This window comes from Streptomyces sp. NBC_00663 (assembly GCF_036226885.1).
Classification (GTDB): domain Bacteria; phylum Actinomycetota; class Actinomycetes; order Streptomycetales; family Streptomycetaceae; genus Streptomyces.
This window is the reverse complement of record NZ_CP109027.1, coordinates 7238857-7259383: the sequence shown is the minus strand read 5'-3', so window position 1 is coordinate 7259383 and position 20527 is coordinate 7238857. Positions and strand designations below refer to the sequence as shown.

Annotated in this window: 16 protein-coding genes; 9 read left to right on the top strand and 7 right to left on the bottom strand. The window is 70.7% G+C overall.

Annotation, left to right across the window (positions count from 1 at the left end; translation table 11 throughout):
* Positions 1-158: 158 nt before the first annotated feature.
* Positions 159-1664 carry a 30S ribosomal protein S1 gene (gene rpsA / locus OG866_RS32820; protein ID WP_046263549.1) on the bottom strand — a complete coding sequence of 502 codons (1506 nt, stop codon included), beginning with the start codon at positions 1662-1664 and terminating at the stop codon, positions 159-161.
* Between the two features lie 368 nt (positions 1665-2032).
* On the opposite strand from rpsA, the gene OG866_RS32815 reads away from it, so the two are divergent.
* Positions 2033-2866, top strand: a complete 834-nt coding sequence (locus tag OG866_RS32815) for a class I SAM-dependent methyltransferase (RefSeq protein WP_443063668.1) — start codon at positions 2033-2035, stop codon at positions 2864-2866.
* Positions 2867-2887: 21 nt separating this feature from the next.
* On the opposite strand, the gene OG866_RS32810 is transcribed toward OG866_RS32815, so the two are convergent.
* Positions 2888-3361 carry a hypothetical protein gene (locus OG866_RS32810; protein ID WP_329340344.1) on the bottom strand — a complete coding sequence of 158 codons (474 nt, stop codon included), beginning with the start codon at positions 3359-3361 and terminating at the stop codon, positions 2888-2890.
* A 56-nt stretch (positions 3362-3417) separates the two neighbouring features.
* Between OG866_RS32810 and hrpB the strand changes: the two genes are divergently transcribed.
* A complete protein-coding gene (gene hrpB / locus OG866_RS32805) occupies positions 3418-5949 on the top strand; it encodes an ATP-dependent helicase HrpB (RefSeq protein ID WP_329344407.1) in 2532 nt (843 codons plus the stop codon).
* Here hrpB and OG866_RS32800 read toward each other — a convergent pair.
* The 3 genes from OG866_RS32800 to OG866_RS32790 form a co-directional block, all read right to left on the bottom strand.
* Positions 5939-6928, bottom strand: a complete 990-nt coding sequence (locus OG866_RS32800) for a DUF3068 domain-containing protein (RefSeq protein ID WP_329340342.1) — start codon at positions 6926-6928, stop codon at positions 5939-5941. The genes hrpB and OG866_RS32800 overlap by 11 nt on opposite strands.
* Positions 6929-6949: 21 nt before the next feature.
* Entirely contained in the window at positions 6950-7084 is a 135-nt protein-coding gene (locus OG866_RS32795; RefSeq protein WP_329340339.1) for an SPW_0924 family protein, read from the bottom strand.
* A 136-nt stretch (positions 7085-7220) separates the two neighbouring features.
* Positions 7221-8945 (bottom strand): lytic transglycosylase domain-containing protein, encoded by a 1725-nt coding sequence (locus tag OG866_RS32790; protein WP_329340337.1) that lies wholly within the window; start codon positions 8943-8945, stop codon positions 7221-7223.
* A 265-nt stretch (positions 8946-9210) separates the two neighbouring features.
* Between OG866_RS32790 and OG866_RS32785 the strand changes: the two genes are divergently transcribed.
* Positions 9211-10065, top strand: coding sequence for a DUF4184 family protein (locus OG866_RS32785; protein WP_329340335.1), 855 nt, complete (start codon positions 9211-9213; stop codon positions 10063-10065).
* On the opposite strand, the gene OG866_RS32780 is transcribed toward OG866_RS32785, so the two are convergent.
* Complete coding sequence (locus OG866_RS32780) at positions 9986-10462, bottom strand: hypothetical protein (protein WP_329340334.1); 477 nt, start codon at positions 10460-10462, stop codon at positions 9986-9988. The genes OG866_RS32785 and OG866_RS32780 overlap by 80 nt on opposite strands.
* Positions 10463-10638: 176 nt before the next feature.
* Positions 10639-13365: a DNA polymerase I gene (polA, locus tag OG866_RS32775; protein ID WP_329340333.1), complete on the bottom strand. Its 2727-nt coding sequence runs from the start codon at positions 13363-13365 to the stop codon at positions 10639-10641.
* Between the two features lie 657 nt (positions 13366-14022).
* Between polA and OG866_RS32770 the strand changes: the two genes are divergently transcribed.
* The 6 genes from OG866_RS32770 to OG866_RS32745 all read left to right on the top strand — a co-directional run bounded on the left by OG866_RS32770 (position 14023) and on the right by OG866_RS32745 (position 20524).
* Positions 14023-16302: an FdhF/YdeP family oxidoreductase gene (locus OG866_RS32770; protein ID WP_329340332.1), complete on the top strand. Its 2280-nt coding sequence runs from the start codon at positions 14023-14025 to the stop codon at positions 16300-16302.
* A 58-nt stretch (positions 16303-16360) separates the two neighbouring features.
* Positions 16361-16849: a PaaI family thioesterase gene (locus OG866_RS32765; RefSeq protein ID WP_329340331.1), complete on the top strand. Its 489-nt coding sequence runs from the start codon at positions 16361-16363 to the stop codon at positions 16847-16849.
* A 49-nt stretch (positions 16850-16898) separates the two neighbouring features.
* Positions 16899-17339, top strand: a complete 441-nt coding sequence (locus OG866_RS32760) for a hypothetical protein (RefSeq protein ID WP_329340330.1) — start codon at positions 16899-16901, stop codon at positions 17337-17339.
* Complete coding sequence (locus tag OG866_RS32755; RefSeq protein WP_329340329.1) at positions 17336-17944, top strand: Tat pathway signal sequence domain protein; 609 nt, start codon at positions 17336-17338, stop codon at positions 17942-17944. Before OG866_RS32760 ends, OG866_RS32755 begins: the two co-directional genes overlap by 4 nt.
* Positions 17945-18231: 287 nt before the next feature.
* The gene (locus OG866_RS32750; RefSeq protein ID WP_329340327.1) at positions 18232-19461 is read left to right on the top strand and encodes a branched-chain amino acid ABC transporter substrate-binding protein; all 1230 of its coding nucleotides are present in this window, start codon (positions 18232-18234) and stop codon (positions 19459-19461) included.
* Positions 19462-19591: 130 nt separating this feature from the next.
* Positions 19592-20524: a branched-chain amino acid ABC transporter permease gene (locus OG866_RS32745; RefSeq protein WP_194080193.1), complete on the top strand. Its 933-nt coding sequence runs from the start codon at positions 19592-19594 to the stop codon at positions 20522-20524.
* Positions 20525-20527: the final 3 nt, after the last annotated feature.

Genomic DNA, 20527 nt, shown 5'->3' with positions numbered 1-20527 from the left:
TTACGGCCTTTTCATGGCAGAGGGAGCGACACAGGGCTTTCAGGGGCGCGGGGAACTGCGCGACAAGCCCCCACCGAACCCGCACCCGAAAACACTGAGGGACCGCACCTCGAAAGGTACGGTCCCTCAGTTATCGGCTAAGCCTCAGCGGCCAGCGTTCAGCTCTGGCCACCCGCGAGCTTCTCGCGAAGCGCGGCGAGCGCCTCGTCGGAAGCCAGGGCACCGGAGGTGTCCGCACCCTCGGAGGAGTACGAACCGCCGCCGCCACCGCCCGCGGCCGGAGCCGCACCCGCAGCGTCGCCGCCCTCGGCCGCAGCAGCGGCGTCGGCCTCGCGGGACTTGATGACCTGCTGCTGGTGCTGCTCGAAGCGGGTCTGCGCCTCGGCGTACTGGTTCTCCCACACCTCACGCTGGGATTCGAAGCCCTCAAGCCAGTCGTTGGTCTCGGGGTCGAAGCCCTCGGGGTAGATGTAGTTGCCCTGGTCGTCGTAGGACGCGGCCATGCCGTAGAGCGTCGGGTCGAACTCGACCGAGGCCGGGTCGGAACCGAAGGACTCGTTGGCCTGCTTCAGGGACAGCGAGATCCGGCGACGCTCGAGGTCGATGTCGATGACCTTGACGAAGATCTCGTCGTTGACCTGGACGACCTGCTCCGGGATCTCCACGTGGCGCTCGGCCAGCTCGGAGATGTGGACCAGACCCTCGATGCCCTCGTCCACGCGGACGAACGCACCGAACGGAACCAGCTTCGTGACCTTGCCGGGCACGACCTGGCCGATCTGGTGGGTCCGGGCGAACTGCTGCCACGGGTCTTCCTGGGTCGCCTTCAGCGACAGGGAGACACGCTCGCGGTCCATGTCGACGTCGAGGACCTCGACGGTGACTTCCTGGCCGACCTCGACAACCTCGGAGGGGTGGTCGATGTGCTTCCAGGACAGCTCGGAGACGTGGACCAGACCGTCGACGCCACCCAGGTCCACGAAGGCACCGAAGTTGACGATCGAGGAGACCACACCGGAGCGGACCTGACCCTTCTGGAGGGTCGTGAGGAACGTCTGGCGGACCTCGGACTGGGTCTGCTCCAGCCAGGCACGGCGGGACAGGACCACGTTGTTGCGGTTCTTGTCCAGCTCGATGATCTTCGCCTCGAGCTCCTTGCCCACGTAGGGCTGGAGGTCGCGGACGCGGCGCATCTCGACCAGGGAGGCCGGGAGGAAGCCACGGAGGCCGATGTCGAGGATGAGACCACCCTTGACGACCTCGATGACGGTACCGGTGACGATCCCGTCCTCTTCCTTGATCTTCTCGATGGTGCCCCAGGCGCGCTCGTACTGGGCGCGCTTCTTCGAGAGGATCAGGCGGCCTTCCTTGTCCTCCTTCTGGAGAACGAGGGCCTCGATCTCATCGCCCACGGCGACGACCTCGTTGGGGTCGACGTCGTGCTTGATGGAGAGCTCACGGCTCGGGATAACGCCTTCGGTCTTGTAACCGATGTCGAGCAGGACCTCGTCCCGGTCGACCTTCACGATGACGCCGTCGACGATGTCGCCGTCGTTGAAGTACTTGATCGTTTCGTCGATCGCGGCGAGGAAAGCTTCCTCGTTACCGATGTCGTTGACCGCAACCTGCGGGGTGGTGGCGGTGGTCTCGGTGCTGCTCGTCATGTGGGAAAGGGCTCCGGTTACGGACAGAAAGTCGTAGGTACTGCTACGCCGGGAGCCCGTATCGCTCTGATGAAGCCGGACAGCCAAGGAAACGCCTCACCAGTGAACTGGTGATGGCGCCTCGAAAACCGAGGGGACATACAACAGATGCGAGCGCAGCCTGCTACGTCTGAGGTGCGCAGGCCCGCAGCGCAACTTGTAGCATACGGGGGCAGCCGGGCAGGGTCAATGCGCGAAGGCGCACACCCGGGGCGGATCGCCGCATACCCGGCACAAGAACTGTCTCTGGAGGCCACGCAGGCCTGAGACACCTCTTCCGTGACACCCCGTGGGGACGGGTTGGAGGGAAGAGTACGACGAGGGAGCCGATCATCCAAGAGCCCGTTTCTTCCGAGTCCGACTTCGAGCCGGAGGCCACACGGCGCGACGCGGGAGCCGCCGAGAGCTCCCGGGCCAACCGCGGCTGGTGGGACCGGAACGCCGACGAGTACCAGGTGGAACACGGCACGTTCCTCGGCGACGACCGCTTCGTGTGGGGCCCCGAGGGCGTGGACGAGGTGGAGGCCGAGCTGCTCGGCCCGGCGGAGGACCTCAAGGACAAACGGGTCCTGGAGATCGGCGCCGGCGCGGCCCAGTGCTCGCGCTGGCTCGCCGCGCAGGGCGCCCGCCCGGTCGCGCTCGACATCTCGCACCGCCAGCTCCAGCACGCCCTGCGCATCGGCGGCGCCTTCCCGCTGGTCTGCGCCGACGCCGGCGCCCTCCCCTTCGCGGACGCCTCCTTCGACCTGGCGTGCTCGGCGTACGGGGCGCTGCCGTTCGTCGCCGACCCGGTGCGGGTCCTGGCGGAGGTACGCCGGGTGCTGCGCCCGGGCGGCCGTTTCGTGTTCTCGGTGACGCACCCGATCCGCTGGGCCTTCCCGGACGAGCCGGGCCCCGAGGGGCTGAGCGTCTCCGCCTCCTACTTCGACCGCACGCCGTACGTCGAGCAGGACGAGGAGGGCCGCGCGGTGTACGTCGAGCATCACCGGACGATCGGCGACCGGGTGCGGGACATCGTGGCGTCGGGGTTCCGTCTCGTGGACCTGGTGGAGCCGGAGTGGCCGGTCTGGAACACCTCGGAGTGGGGCGGCTGGTCACCGCTGCGCGGGAATCTGATCCCGGGAACGGCGATCTTCGTGTGCGAGCGGGACGCCAGGAGCTGACCCGGGGCGGGACCGGGGCCCTCAGTCCGGCAGGCCGGTCTTCGGCAGGTCGGTCTCGGGGCCGGCGGTGGGGTCCTCGGCCAGCCAGCGGGACACGATCCCCTCGACGGCCCGCTGACCACCGCGCTGCTTGATCAGGCCCTCCTTGGCGGCGCCCCGGACGAGGACCGTGCTGCCCGCGTCGTCGGCCGCGGTGACGGTGAGCGTGACCACGGCCGGGTTGAGCCCGCCGAAACCGGTCCCCATGACCGCGCGGACGGCATGGCCACCGCCCGGGAGGGCGACGACGGCCAGCGGCGGCACGCAGCCCACCACCATCCGCTCCGCCAGTGCCAGCGCCGCCTCCGGCGCCAGGTCGGTGCCGAGGCGGATCTCCCGTACGTCCTTCTTGAGCCGCCCGGCCACGAGGCGGGTGAGCTTTCCCTGCCCGCCCACGGACTGGGCGACGGTGCCCAGGTGATGGTTGAGCGTCATGTCCTCATCGGGCAGTGGCATGTCTTCATCAGGCAACGGCATGCGGTGACGATAGCGGCGTGCACCAGACTGGTCAGGTGATCCGCAGCGACGCTCTCGACCGGTTGCCCGTACGTTCCGCCCTGCCCGCGCTGCGTACGGCGCTGGACGACCACGGCACCGCCGTCCTCGTCGCGCCGCCCGGCACCGGCAAGACCACCCTGGTGCCGCTGGTCCTGGCGGGTCTCCTGGACACCGACGCTCCCGCGCGGCGCGTGGTCGTGGCCGAGCCGCGTCGTATCGCCGCCCGTGCCGCCGCCCGGCGGATGGCGTGGCTGCTGGGCGAGAAGGCAGGCGACAGCGTCGGCTACACCGTGCGCGGGGAGCGGGTCGTCGGGCGGCACACACGCGTGGAGGTCGTCACGACCGGCGTGCTGCTCCAGCGGCTTCAGCGGGACCAGGAACTCACGGGCGTGGACGTGGTCGTGCTGGACGAGTGCCACGAACGGCATCTGGACGCGGACACGTCCGCCGCCTTCCTGTGGGACGTACGGCAGGCCCTGCGGCCGGAGCTGCGGCTGGTGGCCGCGTCGGCGACGACGGACGCGCAGGGCTGGGCGCGGCTGCTGGGCGGTGCGCCGGTCGTGGCGGCGGCGGGGGTCTCGTATCCGGTGGACGTGGTGTGGGCGCCGCCGGTCAGGCCGGTCCGGCCGCCGCACGGGATGCGGGTCGATCCGGCGCTGCTCGCGCATGTGGCGTCGGTGGTGCGGCGGGCGCTGACCGAGCGGACGGGGGACGTGCTGTGCTTCCTGCCGGGCGTCGGGGAGATCGCGCGGGTCGCCGGACAGCTGGGCGGCCTCGGGGACGTAGAGGTGCTCCAGGTGCACGGGCGTGCACCGGCGGCCGTGCAGGACGCGGTGCTGGCTCCGGCGGAGCGGCGGCGGGTGGTGCTGGCGACGTCCGTCGCCGAGTCCTCGCTGACGGTTCCCGGGGTTCGGGTGGTCGTGGACTCCGGGCTGGCCCGGGAGCCGCGGGTGGATCACGCGCGCGGGCTGAGCGCGCTGACGACCGTGCGGGCCTCGCGGGCGGCCGGGCGGCAGCGGGCGGGCCGGGCCGGGCGTGAGGCGCCTGGGGCGGTGTACCGGTGCTGGGCCGAGGCGGAGGACGCGCGTCTTCCGTTGTTCCCGGCGCCGGAGATCAAGGTGGCCGACCTGACGGCGTTCGCGCTCCAGGCGGCCTGCTGGGGCGATCCCGACGCGTCGGGGCTGGCGTTGCTGGATCCGCCGCCGGACGGGGCGATGGCGGCGGCGCGGGGCGCTCTCGCGGCGGTGAACGCGGTGGACTCCGCCGGGCGGGCCACGGAGCGGGGCGTGCGACTGGCCCGGATGGGACTGCATCCCCGGCTGGGGCGGGCGCTGCTGGATGCTCCCGGGGACGCCGCGGAGGTGGTGGCGCTGCTGTCGGAGGACGTTCCTCGGGAGTACGGCGACGATCTCGCGGGTGCCCTTCGGGCCGCTCGGCGTGGGGGTGACGCCTATGCGGGGCGGTGGCGGGCGGAGGTGCGGCGGCTGCGGTCCGTCTCCACGGGGTCTTCGCACCCGCCCGTCCATGGCTCCCTTCCGGGAGCGGCGCACCCCGGGGCCGAGCGGGCGAGCGGCGACGACCGACTTGCCGGCCTCGTCGCCGCCCTCGCCTTCCCCGAGCGTGTCGCCAAGGCCGACGGCGGCTCCTATCTCATGGCGTCCGGTACCCGTGCCGAACTTCCGGAGGGTTCCGCGCTCCGGGGTGCCCCCTGGATCGCGGTGGCCGTCGCCGATCGGCCCGTCGGGAGAGGGCACGCGCGTGTGCAGCTCGCCGCGAGTGTGGACGAGGAGACGGCGCGGGCGGCCTGCGCGTCGATGTACTCCGAGGCTCAGGAGGTCCACTGGGCCGGCGGGGACGTCGTCGCGCGGCGGGTCGAGCGGCTCGGGGCGATCGAACTGACCGCGCGGCCGTTGAAGGACGCCGACGCCACCCTCGTACGCGAGGCGCTGCTCGAAGGGCTGCGGCAGGAGGGGCTGGGGTTGTTGCGCTGGTCGCCGGAGGCCCGCGTACTGCGGCAGCGGCTCGCCTTTCTGCGTCTGCACCTCGGCGCGCCCTGGCCCGATGTGTCCGATGACGCGCTCCACGCGCGCGTGGACGAGTGGTTGGAGCCGGAGCTGAGCCGGGCGCGGCGGCGGAGCGATCTGGCGCGGATCGACGCCGGGGAGGGGTTGAACCGGCTGCTTCCGTGGGCGTCGGGTGAGGCGGGGCGGCTCGACGAGCTCGCTCCCGAGCGGATCGCCGTGCCGAGCGGGTCCAGGATCCGGATCGACTACGCGGAGCCGGAACAGCCGGTTCTCGCCGTCAAGGTGCAGGAGATGTTCGGGCTTCAGGAGTCGCCGCGGATCGCCGGGGTGCCCCTGCTCGTCCATCTCCTCTCCCCCGCCGGGCGGCCCGCGGCCGTCACCGCCGATCTCGCCTCCTTCTGGAAGGACGGCTACAAGGGCGTACGGGCGGAGCTGCGCGGCCGGTATCCGAAGCATCCTTGGCCGGAGGACCCGGCCGCCGCCGAGCCCACGCGGCACACGAACGCGCGCCTCAGGCGGTGACCGGTTCCGGTTCGTCCGCGGTCGTGGGCACGGGGTCGTCCGGGCGGCGGCCGCGGGCCTCCAGCCACAGGGACAGGGCGAGGAGCAGGACTCCGAGGGTCAGGAAGCCCCAGGGGAGGTACGTCGTCATCATCAGGACCAGCAGCCGGTTGGACTTGACCATGGCGACCGTGTGCTCGATGTAGTCCTCGCGCATCTTCACATGGCCGTCGAACGCGGTGACCTTCTGGCGGTCGCCGAGGAGGGTGCCGCCGCGGAGTTCCTCCTTGTGGATCTCCTCGCCGTAGACGGGGGCGCCGGTGACGGGCTCGACCCAGAACTTGCGGACCGTGGTGTACCAGCGGGTCGTACCCGTCTTGGCGATCTGTTCGGGGGTGATGCCCGCGACCGGCAGCTTCTTGGGGAACTCCACCTGGGTCCAGGGGATGGTCTGCTCGAAGTAGTAGACCTCCAGGCCGCGGAAGTTCTGCGTCCCCTTGTAGTGGATGGGGCTGCTGGTGCGGGTCTGGGCGTCGAAGTACTCGTAGTCCCGCTTCTCGGTCAGGAAGGGCCACTTGAACTCGATGCCCTCGCGTTTGACCGGGTCACCGTCGACCATCTCGCCGGTGGCGTGGACGGGGGCCTGGCTGTGCGCGTCGAAGATGTAGCGCTCGGGGATGTAGGCGACCATCTTGCCGTCGGGGTCCTGGGCGTAGGACAGGCTGTCCCAGACGACGACGTCCCGGCCCAGCGTCTTCTCGATCTTCTCCGAGGCCTCCACGTTGCCCTTGAGGGTCTGCACGATGGTGATCTTGGAGACCTTCTTCTCCTGCAACGCGTTGTCGACGAGGGTGGCGTCCTTCGCCTCCAGGACCATGTCCTGGTACTGGTCGGCCGGGACCTTGGCCAGGCGCGGGAAGGCGTACCAGCGCAGCATCGGGGACAGTGCCGCGAAGAACACGGCGAGGGCGAGCAGGATCAGGCCGGCCTTGCGGCGCATCTCGGCCTCCCTCCCGGGCGGTTACGGGTGTGACGGCACGGTGGTGAGCAGCGGCTCGGGCGATGTCCTGCCGGCCGGCGAGCCCATCGCGGTGATCGTGAACACCAGGGCGAGCGCGACGGCCAGGCCGATCGCGGCGGCGATCAGGGCACGCATGACGGCCTCCCGACGGACTGGAGCTGATACATCGTCAGGTCCGGCACGGTAGCAACGGGCGACCGAGATGAGAACACGTCGCACACGAGGACGGCGCCCCTCCGAAGAAGGGCGCCGTCGTGGTCGTACGGGAAAACTACGCGCTGGGGCTGGCCGAGGGGCTCGGCGACTCGGTCGGCTCGGCTGCCGCCGCGACCGTCAGTTCGACGGTCAGGACCGCGCCGCCCGCGGTGTTGACGCGGAGCAGGAACGTGCCGGTGGTGTCGTCGGAGTAGAGCTTCGGCAGCTTCAGCAGGCCGTTCGCGTCCGTCTCCAGGCCGGTCAGGGTGCGTACGGTCTTGCCGTCCGCGTCCTTGAAGTAGGGGCCCTTGGTGTTCTCGGTGGTGTCGTCCGCCGAGGTGATCAGGGTGGCGGTGGCGGCGACGCCGTCCGCGACGGCGCCGTCGTACGTCGCCTTGACCTCGACCTGGTCGGCGAACTCGCCGCCCGGGGTGCAGGTCAGCGCGGTGTCGCTGGTGCGGACGAGGGTGTCGGCGACGCGCTCGGTGACGGTGGCCTTGTAGTCGAGGCCGGCGACCGCGCGGCCCACGACGGTGGCGCGGACGGTGAAGTCGCCCGTCTTCTCGCCGGCCTTCAGGGCGGGCGCGACGGCGACGCCCGCGCTGTTGGTGACGATCGTGGCGACGCTCTCGCCACCGGTGAAGGTGGTGTCGGTGGAGCCGACGATGGTGAAGCGGATACGGACCTTGCCGACGGCCTTGCCGGCCGAGGTCTCGGCGCGGGTGCTGATCCGCTTGGTGAACGCGTCGCCGGCCTGCGCGGTGAGCTTGGCGGTGCCCGCGTCCTCCAGGTGGTCCACCGTGTCGGTCGGGGTGGGCGAGGGGCTGGGCGTGCTGGGCTGCGACGGGGTGCTGGGCGTCCCCGGCGTACTCGGCGTACTCGGCGTACTGGGCGTGTTCGGAGTACTCGGAGTGCCGGGCGTCGACGGCGGGACGGGCGACGGCGAGGGGCTCGTCGTGTCGTTGTCGTCGCTGCGGTTGCCGGGCAGCGAGCCGGTGCCGTCGGGGATCTCGTGGGTGCCCTTGCGGTAGTACTCCAGCCACGACAGGACCGTGTTGAGATAGTCCTGCGACTTGTTGTAGCTGAGGATCGCGCTGTTCATGTCCGCCTGCGCGGACAGGTCCCAGCCGTTGCGGCACAGGTAGTGGCCGGCGGCGAGGGCCGCGTCGTAGATGTTGTTGGGGTCCTTCTTGCCGTCGTCGTTGCCGTCGCGGCCGGCCCACTCCCAGGTGGAGGGGATGAACTGCATGGGGCCGACGGCCTGGTCGTACGTGCTGTTGCCGTCGTAGACGCCGTTGTCGGTGTCCGGGATGAGGGCGAAGCCGTTGCCGTCCAGCTGGGGGCCGAGGATCGGGTCGATCGTGGTGCCGTCGGCGGTGACGCGGCCGCCGCGGGCCTGGCCGGACTCGACCTTGCCGATGGCGGCGAGGAGTTGCCAGGGCAGGTTGCAGCCGGGCTTGGACTCCTGGAGGGCCGCCGCGGCCTTCTTGTAGGCGTCGAGGACGGTCGCGGGGATGCCCGCCTCACCGGTGCCCGTGGCGGCGGTGTCACCGCTGCCGGCGCCCGGCGTGGGGCTCGGGCTGTTGAGGGGCGGGAGGTCCATCCAGTACGGCGAGCCGCCGGTCGCGCCGTCGTCGTCGCTCGCGTCGGGAGTGGGCTGGGCGTCGGCGGTGGTCGATCTGCCGTTGTCGTCCACCGACACATCGGGTGCCTGGGACGCTGACAGTGCCGCGACCGCCGCGGCGGCGACGGTGGTGGCCACCGCCCCCTTGCGCAGCCTCCTGCCGAATTGCGCCGACATAAAGTGAACCCCTCCCGTGGACGCCGAGCGCCCGTCTCCGTCCGACGTGCTCGTCATGGTGTGACGATCGACCCGCGGCGCGGGTTGCCCTCGTGGAGCTTTTCCGTGCGTTGTTCTTGTGTTCGGTTCCGCTGGCCCGCTCCGCTGCCCGGCGGAGGGGCCCAGGCGACCCTACGGCAACTTGCTTTGCTCGGGCACCCGTTCGTGCCCGCTTTTCACCAGTTGGCCATACTGGGCCGATCCGTTCGCTGCCTTGGGAGGCCTCTTGCCGTTCACCCTCAGCCACGCGGCGGCCGTGTTACCGGTCGTGCGTGCCGACGGAACCGGGCGGGGGCGGTTGATTCCGGCCGTTCTCGTGGCGGGTTCCTTCGCTCCCGACATGACGTACTTCGCGGCCAGCGCGTTCTCCGAGGCGATGGAGTTCGGGAACGTCACGCATTCCTTCCCGGGCGTCTTCACCGTCGACGTGCTCGTCGCGTGGGCGTTGGTGGGGCTGTGGCTGCTCATCCGGGAGCCGCTGGTGGCGCTGCTGCCGAGGACGCGGCAGGGGCGGGTGGCGGCGCTGCTGCGCTGCGGGGCGCCACGCGCGCGTGTGCGGCCGGCGCTGGTGGCGCGGTGGTACGTGTCGGCGGCGCTGGGGGCGTTGACGCATGTCGTGTGGGACGCGTTCACGCACCACGACCGGTGGGGGATGCGGTTGTTCCCCGTGCTCGGCGAGACGATCGCGGGATCGCCGCTGTACTGGTATCTCCAGTACGGCAGTTCGGCGGTGGCGGCGGTCGTGATCGCCGTGTTCGTGGTGGGAGCGGTACGGCGACTGCCGGCGAGCGAGCCTTCGGGGGTGCCGGCGCTCTCGCCGCGCGACCGGTGGTGGGCCGGGGTCGTCATCGGCGGCTGTGTGCTGGTCGCGGCGGTGCAGCGGGCCTCGCGGTGGTGGGCCTACTGGGGGGCCACCGCGAGGCCCTGGGAACTGATCCCGACGCTGTGCTTCGGCGTGGGCGCGGGGCTGGTGCTGGGGGTGCTGGGGTACGCCGTGGGGGTCAGGGCGTGGCGTCCGGTTCGGGTTCCCGGCGGGCCCGACCGGACCGGCCGGGAGCCGAGCCGCCCGGGGCGTCGGTGACGGTCCTGCCGGGGGCGGATCCGGGTGCGGAGTCGGTGGCGGTGCTGCCGGATCCGGGTGAGGCGTCGGTGACCGTGCCGACGGTCGCGATGAACACGGTCATGGTCCGCATCGGGCGGGAGCGCGGGAGTGCGCCGAGGAGCAGCGCCAGGTAGCCGCGGGCCTGGTCGGCCCAGAGGCGCAGGTCTGTGCACAGGTCTGTGCGCAGGTCCCTGCGGGTGAGCCGGTGACGGACGTCTGTGGCCGTCCGGCGGAGGGTCATGGCGAGGTCCCTGGGGATGCGGGGAGTGCTTGCCGCTGCCGAGAAGGGCGGGATGTGCACGGCTGGGGTGGACGCGGTCGCATCGGTGTTCGCCTGCGCCGGAGCCGTCTGGCGGTGGAGCGTGCGTATACCCATGTCCGCATCTTTACGGGCGGGGGTGGGTGGGGGCGTTTTCGCGGGGGCCACCTGAGTGACGGCTTTTCGGGGTGCCGGGTGGGTTCGCCAGCCCCGGAACGCGCCGCCGTGGGTGCCGGTAGCCGCGGCGGAGAAAGACCACAGTGGCCCTCCGCCGCGGCTCCCGGCGATCGACGCTAGTGCGCCGCCGACTCCCAGTCCGGGCCCACGCCCACCGAGACGTCCAGCGGGGCGCGCAGCTGGACCGCGTTCGCCATTTCGCGGCGGAGGAGTTCCTCGACCCGGTCGCGCTCGCCCGGGGCGATCTCCAGGACGATTTCGTCGTGCACCTGGAGCAGCATGCGGGAGGTGAGCTCCGCCTCGCTGAGGGCCTTGCCGACGTTGAGCATGGCGATCTTGACGATGTCGGCCGCGGTGCCCTGGATGGGCGCGTTGAGGGCCATCCGCTCGGCGGCCTCGCGGCGCTGGCGGTTGTCGCTGTTGAGGTCGGGGAGGTAGCGGCGGCGGCCGAAGAGGGTCGCCGTGTAGCCCGTCGCCCGCGCCTCGTCGACCGCGCGGCGCAGATAGTCCTGGACACCGCCGAAGCGCTCGAAGTACGTGTCCATCAGGGCACGCGCCTCGCCCGCGTCGATGTTCAGCTGCTGCGAGAGGCCGAACGCGGACAGGCCGTACGCCAGCCCGTACGACATGGCCTTGATCTTGCGGCGCATCTCCGCGTCGACGGCCTCGCGCTCGACGGCGAACACCTGCGAGGCGACCGTGGTGTGCAGGTCCTCACCGGAGGTGAACGCCTCGATGAGGCCCTCGTCCTCGGAGAGGTGGGCCATCACGCGCAGTTCGATCTGGCTGTAGTCGGCCGTCATCAGCGACTCGAAGCCCTCGCCGACCACGAAGCCGCGGCGGATGGCCCGGCCCTCGTCCGTGCGGACGGGGATGTTCTGGAGGTTCGGGTCGGTGGAGGAGAGACGGCCCGTGGCCGCGACCGTCTGGTTGAACGTGGTGTGGATACGGCCGTCCGCGGCGATCGTCTTGATCAGGCCCTCGACCGTCACGCGCAGCTTCGCCTGCTCGCGGTGACGGAGCATGATCACCGGCAGTTCGTTGTCGGTCTGGGTGGCGAGCCAGGCAAGCGCGTCGGCGTCCGTGGTGTAGCCGGTCTTGGTCTTCTTCGTCCTGGGCAGGCCCAGTTCACCGAAGAGGACTTCCTGGAGCTGCTTGGGCGAGCCCAGGTTGAACTCGTGCCCGGCGGCGGCGTGGGCCTCCTTGACGGCCTGCTGGACGGCGCCGGCGAACATCTGCTCCATGGCCTCCAGGTGGGCCCGGTCGGCGGCGATGCCGTGCCGCTCCATGCGGGCCAGCAGGGCGGAGGTGGGCAGCTCCATGTCGCGCAGCAGGTCCGCGGCGCCGACCTCGGCCAGCCGCGTCCCGAAGGCCTCGCCCAGGTCGAGGATGGCGCGGGCCTGCACCATCAGGGCCTCGGCCTCCGCGCCGTCGTCCGCGCCGAAGGCGAGCTGGCCGTCGGCCGCGGCGGCGGGCGCGAGCTCACGGCCGAGGTACTCCAGGGACAGGGCGTCCAGGTCGAAGGAGCGGCGGCCCGGCTTGACGAGGTAGGCGGCCAGGGCGGTGTCCATGGCGACGCCGTCGATGCTCCAGCCGTGCTCGGCGAAGACCCGCATCGCGCCCTTGACGTTGTGGAAGACCTTGGGCCGGTCCGCGTCGGCCAGCCAGCCGGCGAGGGTCTTCTCGTCGGCCTCGTCGAGCTGGGTGGGGTCGAGCCAGGCGGCCGCTCCGCCGGCTGCCGCGAGGGCGATCTCGGCGACCGAGCCGGTGCCCAGGCCCCAGGTGTCGACCGTGGCGACGCCCAGTGTCTGCGTGCCGTGCTCGGTGAGCCAGGCGGACAGCTCGCCGGTGGCGAGGACGGTGCCGTCGAGTTCCACGCCGGCCGCCGCGGCCGGGGCCGGCTCTGCCTCCTCGGCGCCCGGGTCGACGGCGAGCAGGCGCTCGCGCAGTGACGGGTTACGGATCTCGAGAGTGTCGAGGATCATCGCGAGCGTCTTGCGGTCGTACGGCGCGCGCTCCAGGTCGGTGACCGTCTTCGACAGCTCGACGGTGCGGACCATCTCGGTGAGACGGCGGTTGAGCTTGACCGCCTCCAGGTGCTCGCGCAGGTTCTGCCCGGCCTTGCCCTTGACCTCCTCGACGCGCTCGACGAGGTCCGCGAACGACCCGAACTGGTTGATCCACTTCGCGGCGGTCTTCTCGCCGACGCCCGGGATGCCCGGCAGGTTGTCGGACGGGTCGCCGCGCAGGGCCGCGAAGTCGGGGTACTGGGCGGGCGTCAGGCCGTACTTCTCGAACACCTTCTCCGGGGTGAACCGGGTCAGCTCGGAGACACCCTTCGTCGGGTAGAGCACGGTGGTGTGCTCACTCACGAGCTGGAAGGAGTCGCGGTCGCCGGTGACGATCAGCACCTCGAAGCCGGCGGCCTCGGCCTGGGTGGCGAGCGTGGCGATGATGTCGTCGGCCTCGAAGCCGTCGACCGCGAAACGCGACACGTGCATCGCGTCGAGGAGTTCGCCGATCAGCTCGACCTGGCCCTTGAACTCGTCCGGGGTCTTCGAGCGGTTGGCCTTGTACTCCGTGTACTCCTCGGAGCGCCAGGTCTTGCGCGACACGTCGAAGGCCACCGCGAAGTGCGTCGGCGCCTCGTCGCGCAGGGTGTTGGCCAGCATCGAGGCGAAGCCGTAGATCGCGTTCGTCGGCTGGCCCGTCGCGGTCGTGAAGTTCTCCGCGGGCAGCGCGAAGAACGCGCGGTACGCCAGTGAGTGCCCGTCCATGAGCATCAGGCGCGGGCGGCTGCCGCCGGGGCTGTTGTCGGTCTTCTTCGATGCTGTCTCTGCCACGCCCCCGATCCTGCCACGCCCCACTGACACTCGGACCACACGACGGAAGGCGGCCACGGGCGGTCGGGTGCGTCGGGGCGGCAGCGGGGGGCAGGGCGCGGGCCGTGCTCGGGGCGACGGCGAGGGTGCTCGGCTATGCCCGGAGCGACGGCGGGGAGAACCCGGGGCCATGCCCGGAGCGGCGGCGGGGAGAACCCGGGGCCATGCCCGAAGCGACAGCGGGGGCTCGGACCAGGGGCGGCTTCAGCACGGTCGGACCGCACCAGCGGGACAGCCACCCCGAGCCGGCAAGCACTCCCGGATACCGACCACACCCGCATACCGGCCACCCCAAGCCGCCAGGCGCACCCGGCGCCGACCGCCTCGGACCGCCTCGGACCGCTGGGGCGTGCCATCAGGTCGGCCGGTCCGGGCCTCGGGGATCGTGTGCCGTCGCCGCGGCTGCGAGGACCAGCCCCGTTTCGCCCTCCCCTCCCCTCCCCCACCGCCTTCCCCCACCCCCCACCACCCCTCCCCCTCCGTTCCCTCTTCCGCAATCGTTGCCTGATACGCAACCATTGCCCCAGCCCTCCACCCACCCCGGCCACCCCCGTTGTCGGCGTTGCGTGCGAGGATCGGAGACGTACCTCACATGTGCACGCGAAGGAGAGCGCCGCGATGGCAACGAAGCCGCCCAAGGGGGATCCGGTCCAGGACGCTCCGCAGGTCGCGGAGCCGAAGCACGCGGCGGCGGGGCTGCCGGCCATCGGGCACACCCTGCGGATCGCCCAGCAGCAGATGGGCGTGAAGCGGACCGCGCTGACGCTGCTGCGGGTGAACCAGAAGGAGGGCTTCGACTGCCCGGGCTGCGCCTGGCCGGAGCCCGAACACCGGCACACCTTCGAGTTCTGCGAGAACGGCGCGAAGGCCGTGGCCGAGGAGGCCACCCTGCGCCGGGTCACCCCGGAGTTCTTCGCCGCGCACCCGGTCACCGACCTCGCGACGCGCAGCGGCTACTGGCTGGGGCAGCAGGGGCGGTTGACCCACCCCGTGTATCTCCCCGAAGGGGGCACGCACTACGAGCCGGTGACCTGGGAGCGCGCCTTCGACATCGTCGCCGAGGAGATCGCCGCCCTCGGCTCCCCCGACGAGGCCCTCTTCTACACCTCGGGCCGCACCAGCAACGAGGCCGCCTTCCTCTACCAGCTCTTCGCGCGCGAACTCGGCACCAACAACCTGCCGGACTGCTCCAACATGTGCCACGAGTCCTCGGGTTCGGCCCTCACGGAGACCATCGGCATCGGCAAGGGCAGCGTCCTGCTGGAGGACCTCTACAAGGCCGACCTGATCATCGTCGCCGGCCAGAACCCGGGCACCAACCACCCGCGCATGCTCTCCGCCCTGGAGAAGGCCAAGGCGAACGGCGCGAAGGTCATCAGCGTCAACCCGCTGCCCGAGGCGGGCCTGGAGCGGTTCAAGAACCCGCAGACCGCACAGGGCATGCTCAAGGGCGCGGCCCTCAACGATCTGTTCCTCCAGATCCGCATCGGCGGCGACCAGGCGCTCTTCCGGCTCCTCAACAAGCTGATCCTGGAGACCGAGGGCGCCGTCGACCAGGCCTTCGTCGAGGAACACACCCACGGCTACGAGGAGTTCGTCGCGGCCGCCCGCGCCGCCGACTGGGACGAGACGCTCACCGCGACCGGCCTCACGCGCGCGGAGATCGAGGAAGCCCTCTCCCTGGTGCTCGCCTCGCAACGCACCATCGTCTGCTGGGCGATGGGCCTGACCCAGCACAAGCACTCCGTGCCGACCATCCGCGAGGTGGTCAACTTCCTTCTGCTGCGCGGCAACATCGGCCGCCCGGGCGCGGGCGTGTGCCCGGTGCGCGGGCACTCCAACGTGCAGGGCGACCGCACCATGGGCATCTTCGAACGCCCCGCCCCGGCCTTCCTGGACGCCCTGGAGAAGGAGTTCGGCTTCGCGCCCCCGCGCGAGCACGGCTACGACGTCGTACGGGCCATCGAGGCGCTGCGCGACGGCCGGGCGAAGGTCTTCTTCGCCATGGGCGGCAACTTCGTCTCCGCCTCCCCCGACACCGACGTCACCGAGGCCGCCATGCGGCGCGCCCGGCTGACCGTGCACGTGTCGACGAAGCTCAACCGCTCGCACGCCGTCACGGGCGCGCGTGCCCTGATCCTGCCCACCCTCGGCCGCACCGAGCGCGACCTCCAGGGCGGCGGCGAGCAGTTCGTGACCGTCGAGGACTCCATGGGCATGGTGCACGCCTCCCAGGGCCGTCTGGAGCCCGCGAGCGGCCATCTGCTGTCCGAGCCGGCCATCGTGGCCCGTCTCGCCCGCCGCGTCCTCGGCGACGCCTCCCGCACCCCCTGGGAGGAGTTCGAGAAGGACTACGCGACGATCCGGGACCGCATCGCGCGCGTGATCCCCGGCTTCGAGGACTTCAACGCGCGCGTGGCGGAGCCCGGCGGCTTCACCCTCCCGCACGCCCCGCGCGACGAGCGCCGCTTCCCGACCGCCACCGGCAAGGCCAACTTCACCGCCGCCCCCGTCGAGTACCCGGCGCTCCCCGAGGGCCGCCTGCTGCTCCAGACCCTGCGCTCGCACGACCAGTACAACACCACGATCTACGGCCTGGACGACCGCTACCGGGGCATCAGGAACGGCCGCCGGGTCGTCCTGGTCAATCCCGAGGACGCGGCGAAGCTGAAGCTCGCCGACGGCTCGTACGTGGACCTCGTCAGCGAGTGGAAGGACGGCGTGGAGCGCCGGGCGGCCGGCTTCCGTGTCGTGCACTACCCGACCGCGCGCGGCTGCGCCGCCGCCTACTACCCCGAGACCAACGTCCTCGTCCCGCTGGGCGCCACCGCGGACACCAGCAACACCCCGGCCAGCAAGTCCGTCGTGGTGCGTCTGGAACAATCGGCCACCGACTGAGCGTTTGCTCAGCGGATTGAGTTCGAGTGAGCGTTCCCGACGAACGGAGCCGGGCCCCATGGGCGAGCAGCAGCACGTGAAGTTCCCGCAAGAGGTCATCGACGAGTACGCCGCGCTCGGCGTGGACCTGCTGGCCCTGTTCTCCGCCGGGCACCTCGGCACCCGTATGGGCGTCGAGATCGTCGAGGCCTCCGCGGACCGGGTCGTCGGGACGATGCCGGTGGAGGGCAACACCCAGCCGTACGGGCTGCTGCACGGCGGTGCCTCCGCCGTCCTCGCCGAGACCCTCGGCTCGGTCGGTTCGATGCTGCACGGCGGCAGCTCGAAGATCGCCGTCGGCGTGGATCTGAACTGCACCCATCACCGGGGCGCGCGCTCGGGCCTGGTGACCGGCGTGGCCACGCCCGTGCACCGCGGGCGGTCGACGGCGACGTACGAGATCGTGATCAGCGACGAGGAGGGGCGGCGGGTGTGCACCGCGCGGCTGACCTGTCTGCTGCGGGACGTGAATCCTGGCGACGGCGTCCATGTCGGGGCCACCGCCTGACGATGAAGACCTCTGGCCCCGACCGTGCCGCAAGGCCTAGCGTCGGGGCATGCGAACGGGAGGAGTCCCGGTGCTCGGGGCCGGGGTCAGGGTCGGGGTCATGGCGGTCCTGCTGAGCCTCGGCGGATGCGGAGGATCCGGCTCCGCCACCACCGCGCAGGCCGGGGCGACAGCCACAGGCGCAGCCACAAGCACCGCCACGGCCACAACGGCGGCCTCGGCACCCCACACACCCCCCGAAGACCTCTGCACCCGCCTCGTCGCCCACTGGTCCCACGAGGTGCTGGACCAGAACACCTACGGCGACTACCAGTCGATGGGCCTGTCCAACGGCCAGTACGACATTCTCATCAAGGTCGTCGACGCCGCCCGCGCCGAGAAGAAACGCGAAGGCGCCGCCGCCGCGGACCGGTTGATCGACCGTCAGGCCCGCAGCGGCTGTGTGCGGTGGTACCGCGACGGCGGTCCCGGCGAGGGGCCCTGGAGTTGAGCGGCACCGGGCCGGTCGAGCCGGGCGAGGGCACCCACACCTGGGACACCCTCGACTCCCCCGCCTCCACCCTGCCCCGCGGCCGCCTCACCGAGCTCTACGACCGGCACCGGCGTGCCGTCCTCGGCACCGCGACAGCCCTGGCCCTCCTCCTGGGCGGCGGCTACCTCTACGCGACCCGGCCGCAGCCGCCGGCACCCCCCGATCCGCCGTACCCGTCTCAAGTGACGGACCTGCACTACCTCAGCGGAGAGCCCACCCCCGCGGGCGCCGGGCCGCGGAGCTTCAGCTTCGGGGTCGAACTGAGCGTGCTCTCCGGCCCGCCCGTCACCGTGGTCCGGATCTCCCAGCCGTACGCCGGCATGTCGGTGACCTCCGCGCCCGAAGCGCCCTTCGGGACGAGCGCGGGCACCAACCGCAAGATCGTCATCACCATGCATGTGGCGCAGTGCAGGAAAGTGCCATGGAACGCCGGGCTCCCTTTCCTTGACGTAACTCTACGTAATACGCGCGCAATAGAAGTTCACAGTTTCATCCTCGGACAGCGCTACGCCCAGCATCTGTCCGAGGCCCTACAAGTCGCCTGTAGCAACGGATCCGGGTAATTACCAAAACGCCTGAGACACCTGAACGAGTTGCATCGGGTCCTGCGGGTTCTCACAATGCGGACAGGGCGAATCGGCCTGAATTCCGCTGTTCCACCCACTCAGTACCGCTCTGCATTACGACGTGTCATAACAAGAGCGTCACAGCCTCCGTCAGACCCTCCTCCACCCTCCCCGCCCGCGCTTAGAGTCACGCCCAGTCACCGCGCCATGGAATCTCACAACAGACCAGCGCAGAGACTCGGTCGCTTCCAGGGGGGAGCGCCGCGCCAGTGAAAGGACGAATCGTGCGTCAACGTTCGCTCATCACCATCACCGCCGCGCTGGCGGCGGGAGCACTCACCCTCACCGCCTGCGGCTCGCGCGACGACGACGGCGGCTCGGACTCCGGCAGCGGCGGCACCAAGGTCGTCATCGGTGTCGACGCCCCGCTGACGGGTGACCTCTCCGCGCTGGGCCTCGGCATCAAGAACTCCGTCGACCTCGCCGCGAAGACCGCCAACAAGCAGAAGCTCGTCGACGGTGTCACCTTCGAGATCAAGGCCCTCGACGACCAGGCCCAGCCCTCCTCGGGCCAGGCCAACGCCGTCACCCTCCAGTCCGACAAGTCCGTGATGGGCGTCGTCGGTCCGCTGAACTCCTCCGTCGCCGAGTCCATGCAGAAGGTCTTCGACGACGCCGGCCTGGTCCAGATCTCCCCGGCCAACACCGGCCCCGCCCTCACCCAGGGTGTCGACTGGCAGACCAAGAAGGTCCGCACCTACAAGTCGTACTTCCGCACCGCGACCACGGACGCCATCCAGGGCCCGTTCGCCGCGCAGTACGTCTACAACGACGCCAAGAAGAAGAAGGTCTTCGTCATCGACGACAAGAAGACCTACGGCGCCGGTCTCGCCGCCACCTTCACCGACGAGTTCAAGAAGCTCGGCGGCAAGATCGCCGGCACCGACCACATCGACCCCGACACCAAGGACTTCTCCGCGGTCGCCACCAAGGTCAAGAACTCCGGCGCCGACGTCGTCTACTACGGCGGCGAGTACCCGCAGGCCGGCCCGCTCAGCAAGCAGATCAAGGCCGCCGGCGCCAAGATCCCGCTGGTCGGCGGCGACGGCATCTACGACCCGACCTTCGTCGAGCTGGCCGGCGCCAACAGCACCGGTGACCTCGCCACCTCCGTCGGTGCCCCGGTCGAGACGCTCAGCTCCGCCAAGCAGTTCGTCGCCGACTACAAGAAGGCCGGCTACAAGGACGAGTACGCGGCCTACGGCGGTTACTCCTACGACGCCGCCTGGGCGATCATCCTCGCCGTGAAGAAGGTCGTCGACGACAACGACGGCAAGCTGCCGTCGGACGCCCGCGCGAAGATCACCGCCGCCACGCAGAACGTCTCGTTCGACGGTGTGACCGGCAAGGTCTCCTTCGACGAGTACGGTGACGCCACCAACAAGCAGCTCACCGTCTACGCCGTCGAGAACGGTGCCTGGAAGGCCGTCAAGTCCGGTACCTACACCGGCTGATCCATCCCCACCCGCACCACCTGAGCCGCGCGGGGCGCTGTTCCACAGGCGCCCCGCGCGGACTCACATCCGGCCCCGGACACACATCCGGTCACATCCGTCGAACATCCGAAACCTCGGAGGACATGCGGTGAACGAACTGCCGCAGCAGCTGGTCAACGGCCTGCTACTAGGAGCAATGTACGGGCTGGTCGCCATCGGCTACACAATGGTCTATGGCATTGTCCAGCTCATCAACTTCGCCCACGGCGAGATCTTCATGATCGGAGGGTTCGGAGCCCTCACGGTCTATCTGTACGTACTGCCCGACGGCACCACCATGTGGGTCGCACTGCCACTGATGCTCGTGGGAGCCGTCATCGCAGCCGTCCTCGTCGCCGTCGGAGCGGAACGGTTCGCCTACCGCCCCCTGCGCACCGCCCCGCGCCTCGCGCCCCTCATCACCGCCATCGGCCTCTCCCTCGCCCTCCAGCAGGCGGTATGGGCCTGGTACCCCGGCGCCAAGGAGTCCATCAACTTCCCCGAGATCCCGGGCGGACCCTTCGAGATCGGCAGCGTCACCATTCAGACCGGTGACATCTTCCTGTTCATCGCCGCCCCCGTCAGCATGGCGATCCTCGCCTACTTCGTCATGAAGACCCGCACCGGCCGCGGCATGCAGGCCACCGCCCAGGACCCCGACACCGCCAAGCTCATGGGCATCAACACCGACCGCATCATCGTGGTCGCCTTCGCCCTCGGCGCCCTGTTCGCCGCCGTCGGAGCCGTCGCCTACGGCCTCAAGTACGGCCAGGTCCAGTTCCGCATGGGCTTCATCCTCGGCCTCAAGGCCTTCACCGCCGCGGTCCTCGGCGGCATCGGCAACATCTACGGCGCCATGCTCGGCGGCCTCGTCCTCGGCCTGGCCGAGACCATGGCCACCGCCTACATCGCCGACGTCCCCGGCTTCGACCTGCTCGGCGGCCAGTCCTGGGCCAACGTCTGGGCCTTCGTACTCCTCATCCTCGTACTCCTCGTCAGGCCACAGGGTCTGCTCGGCGAGCGCGTCGCGGACAGGGCGTGACAA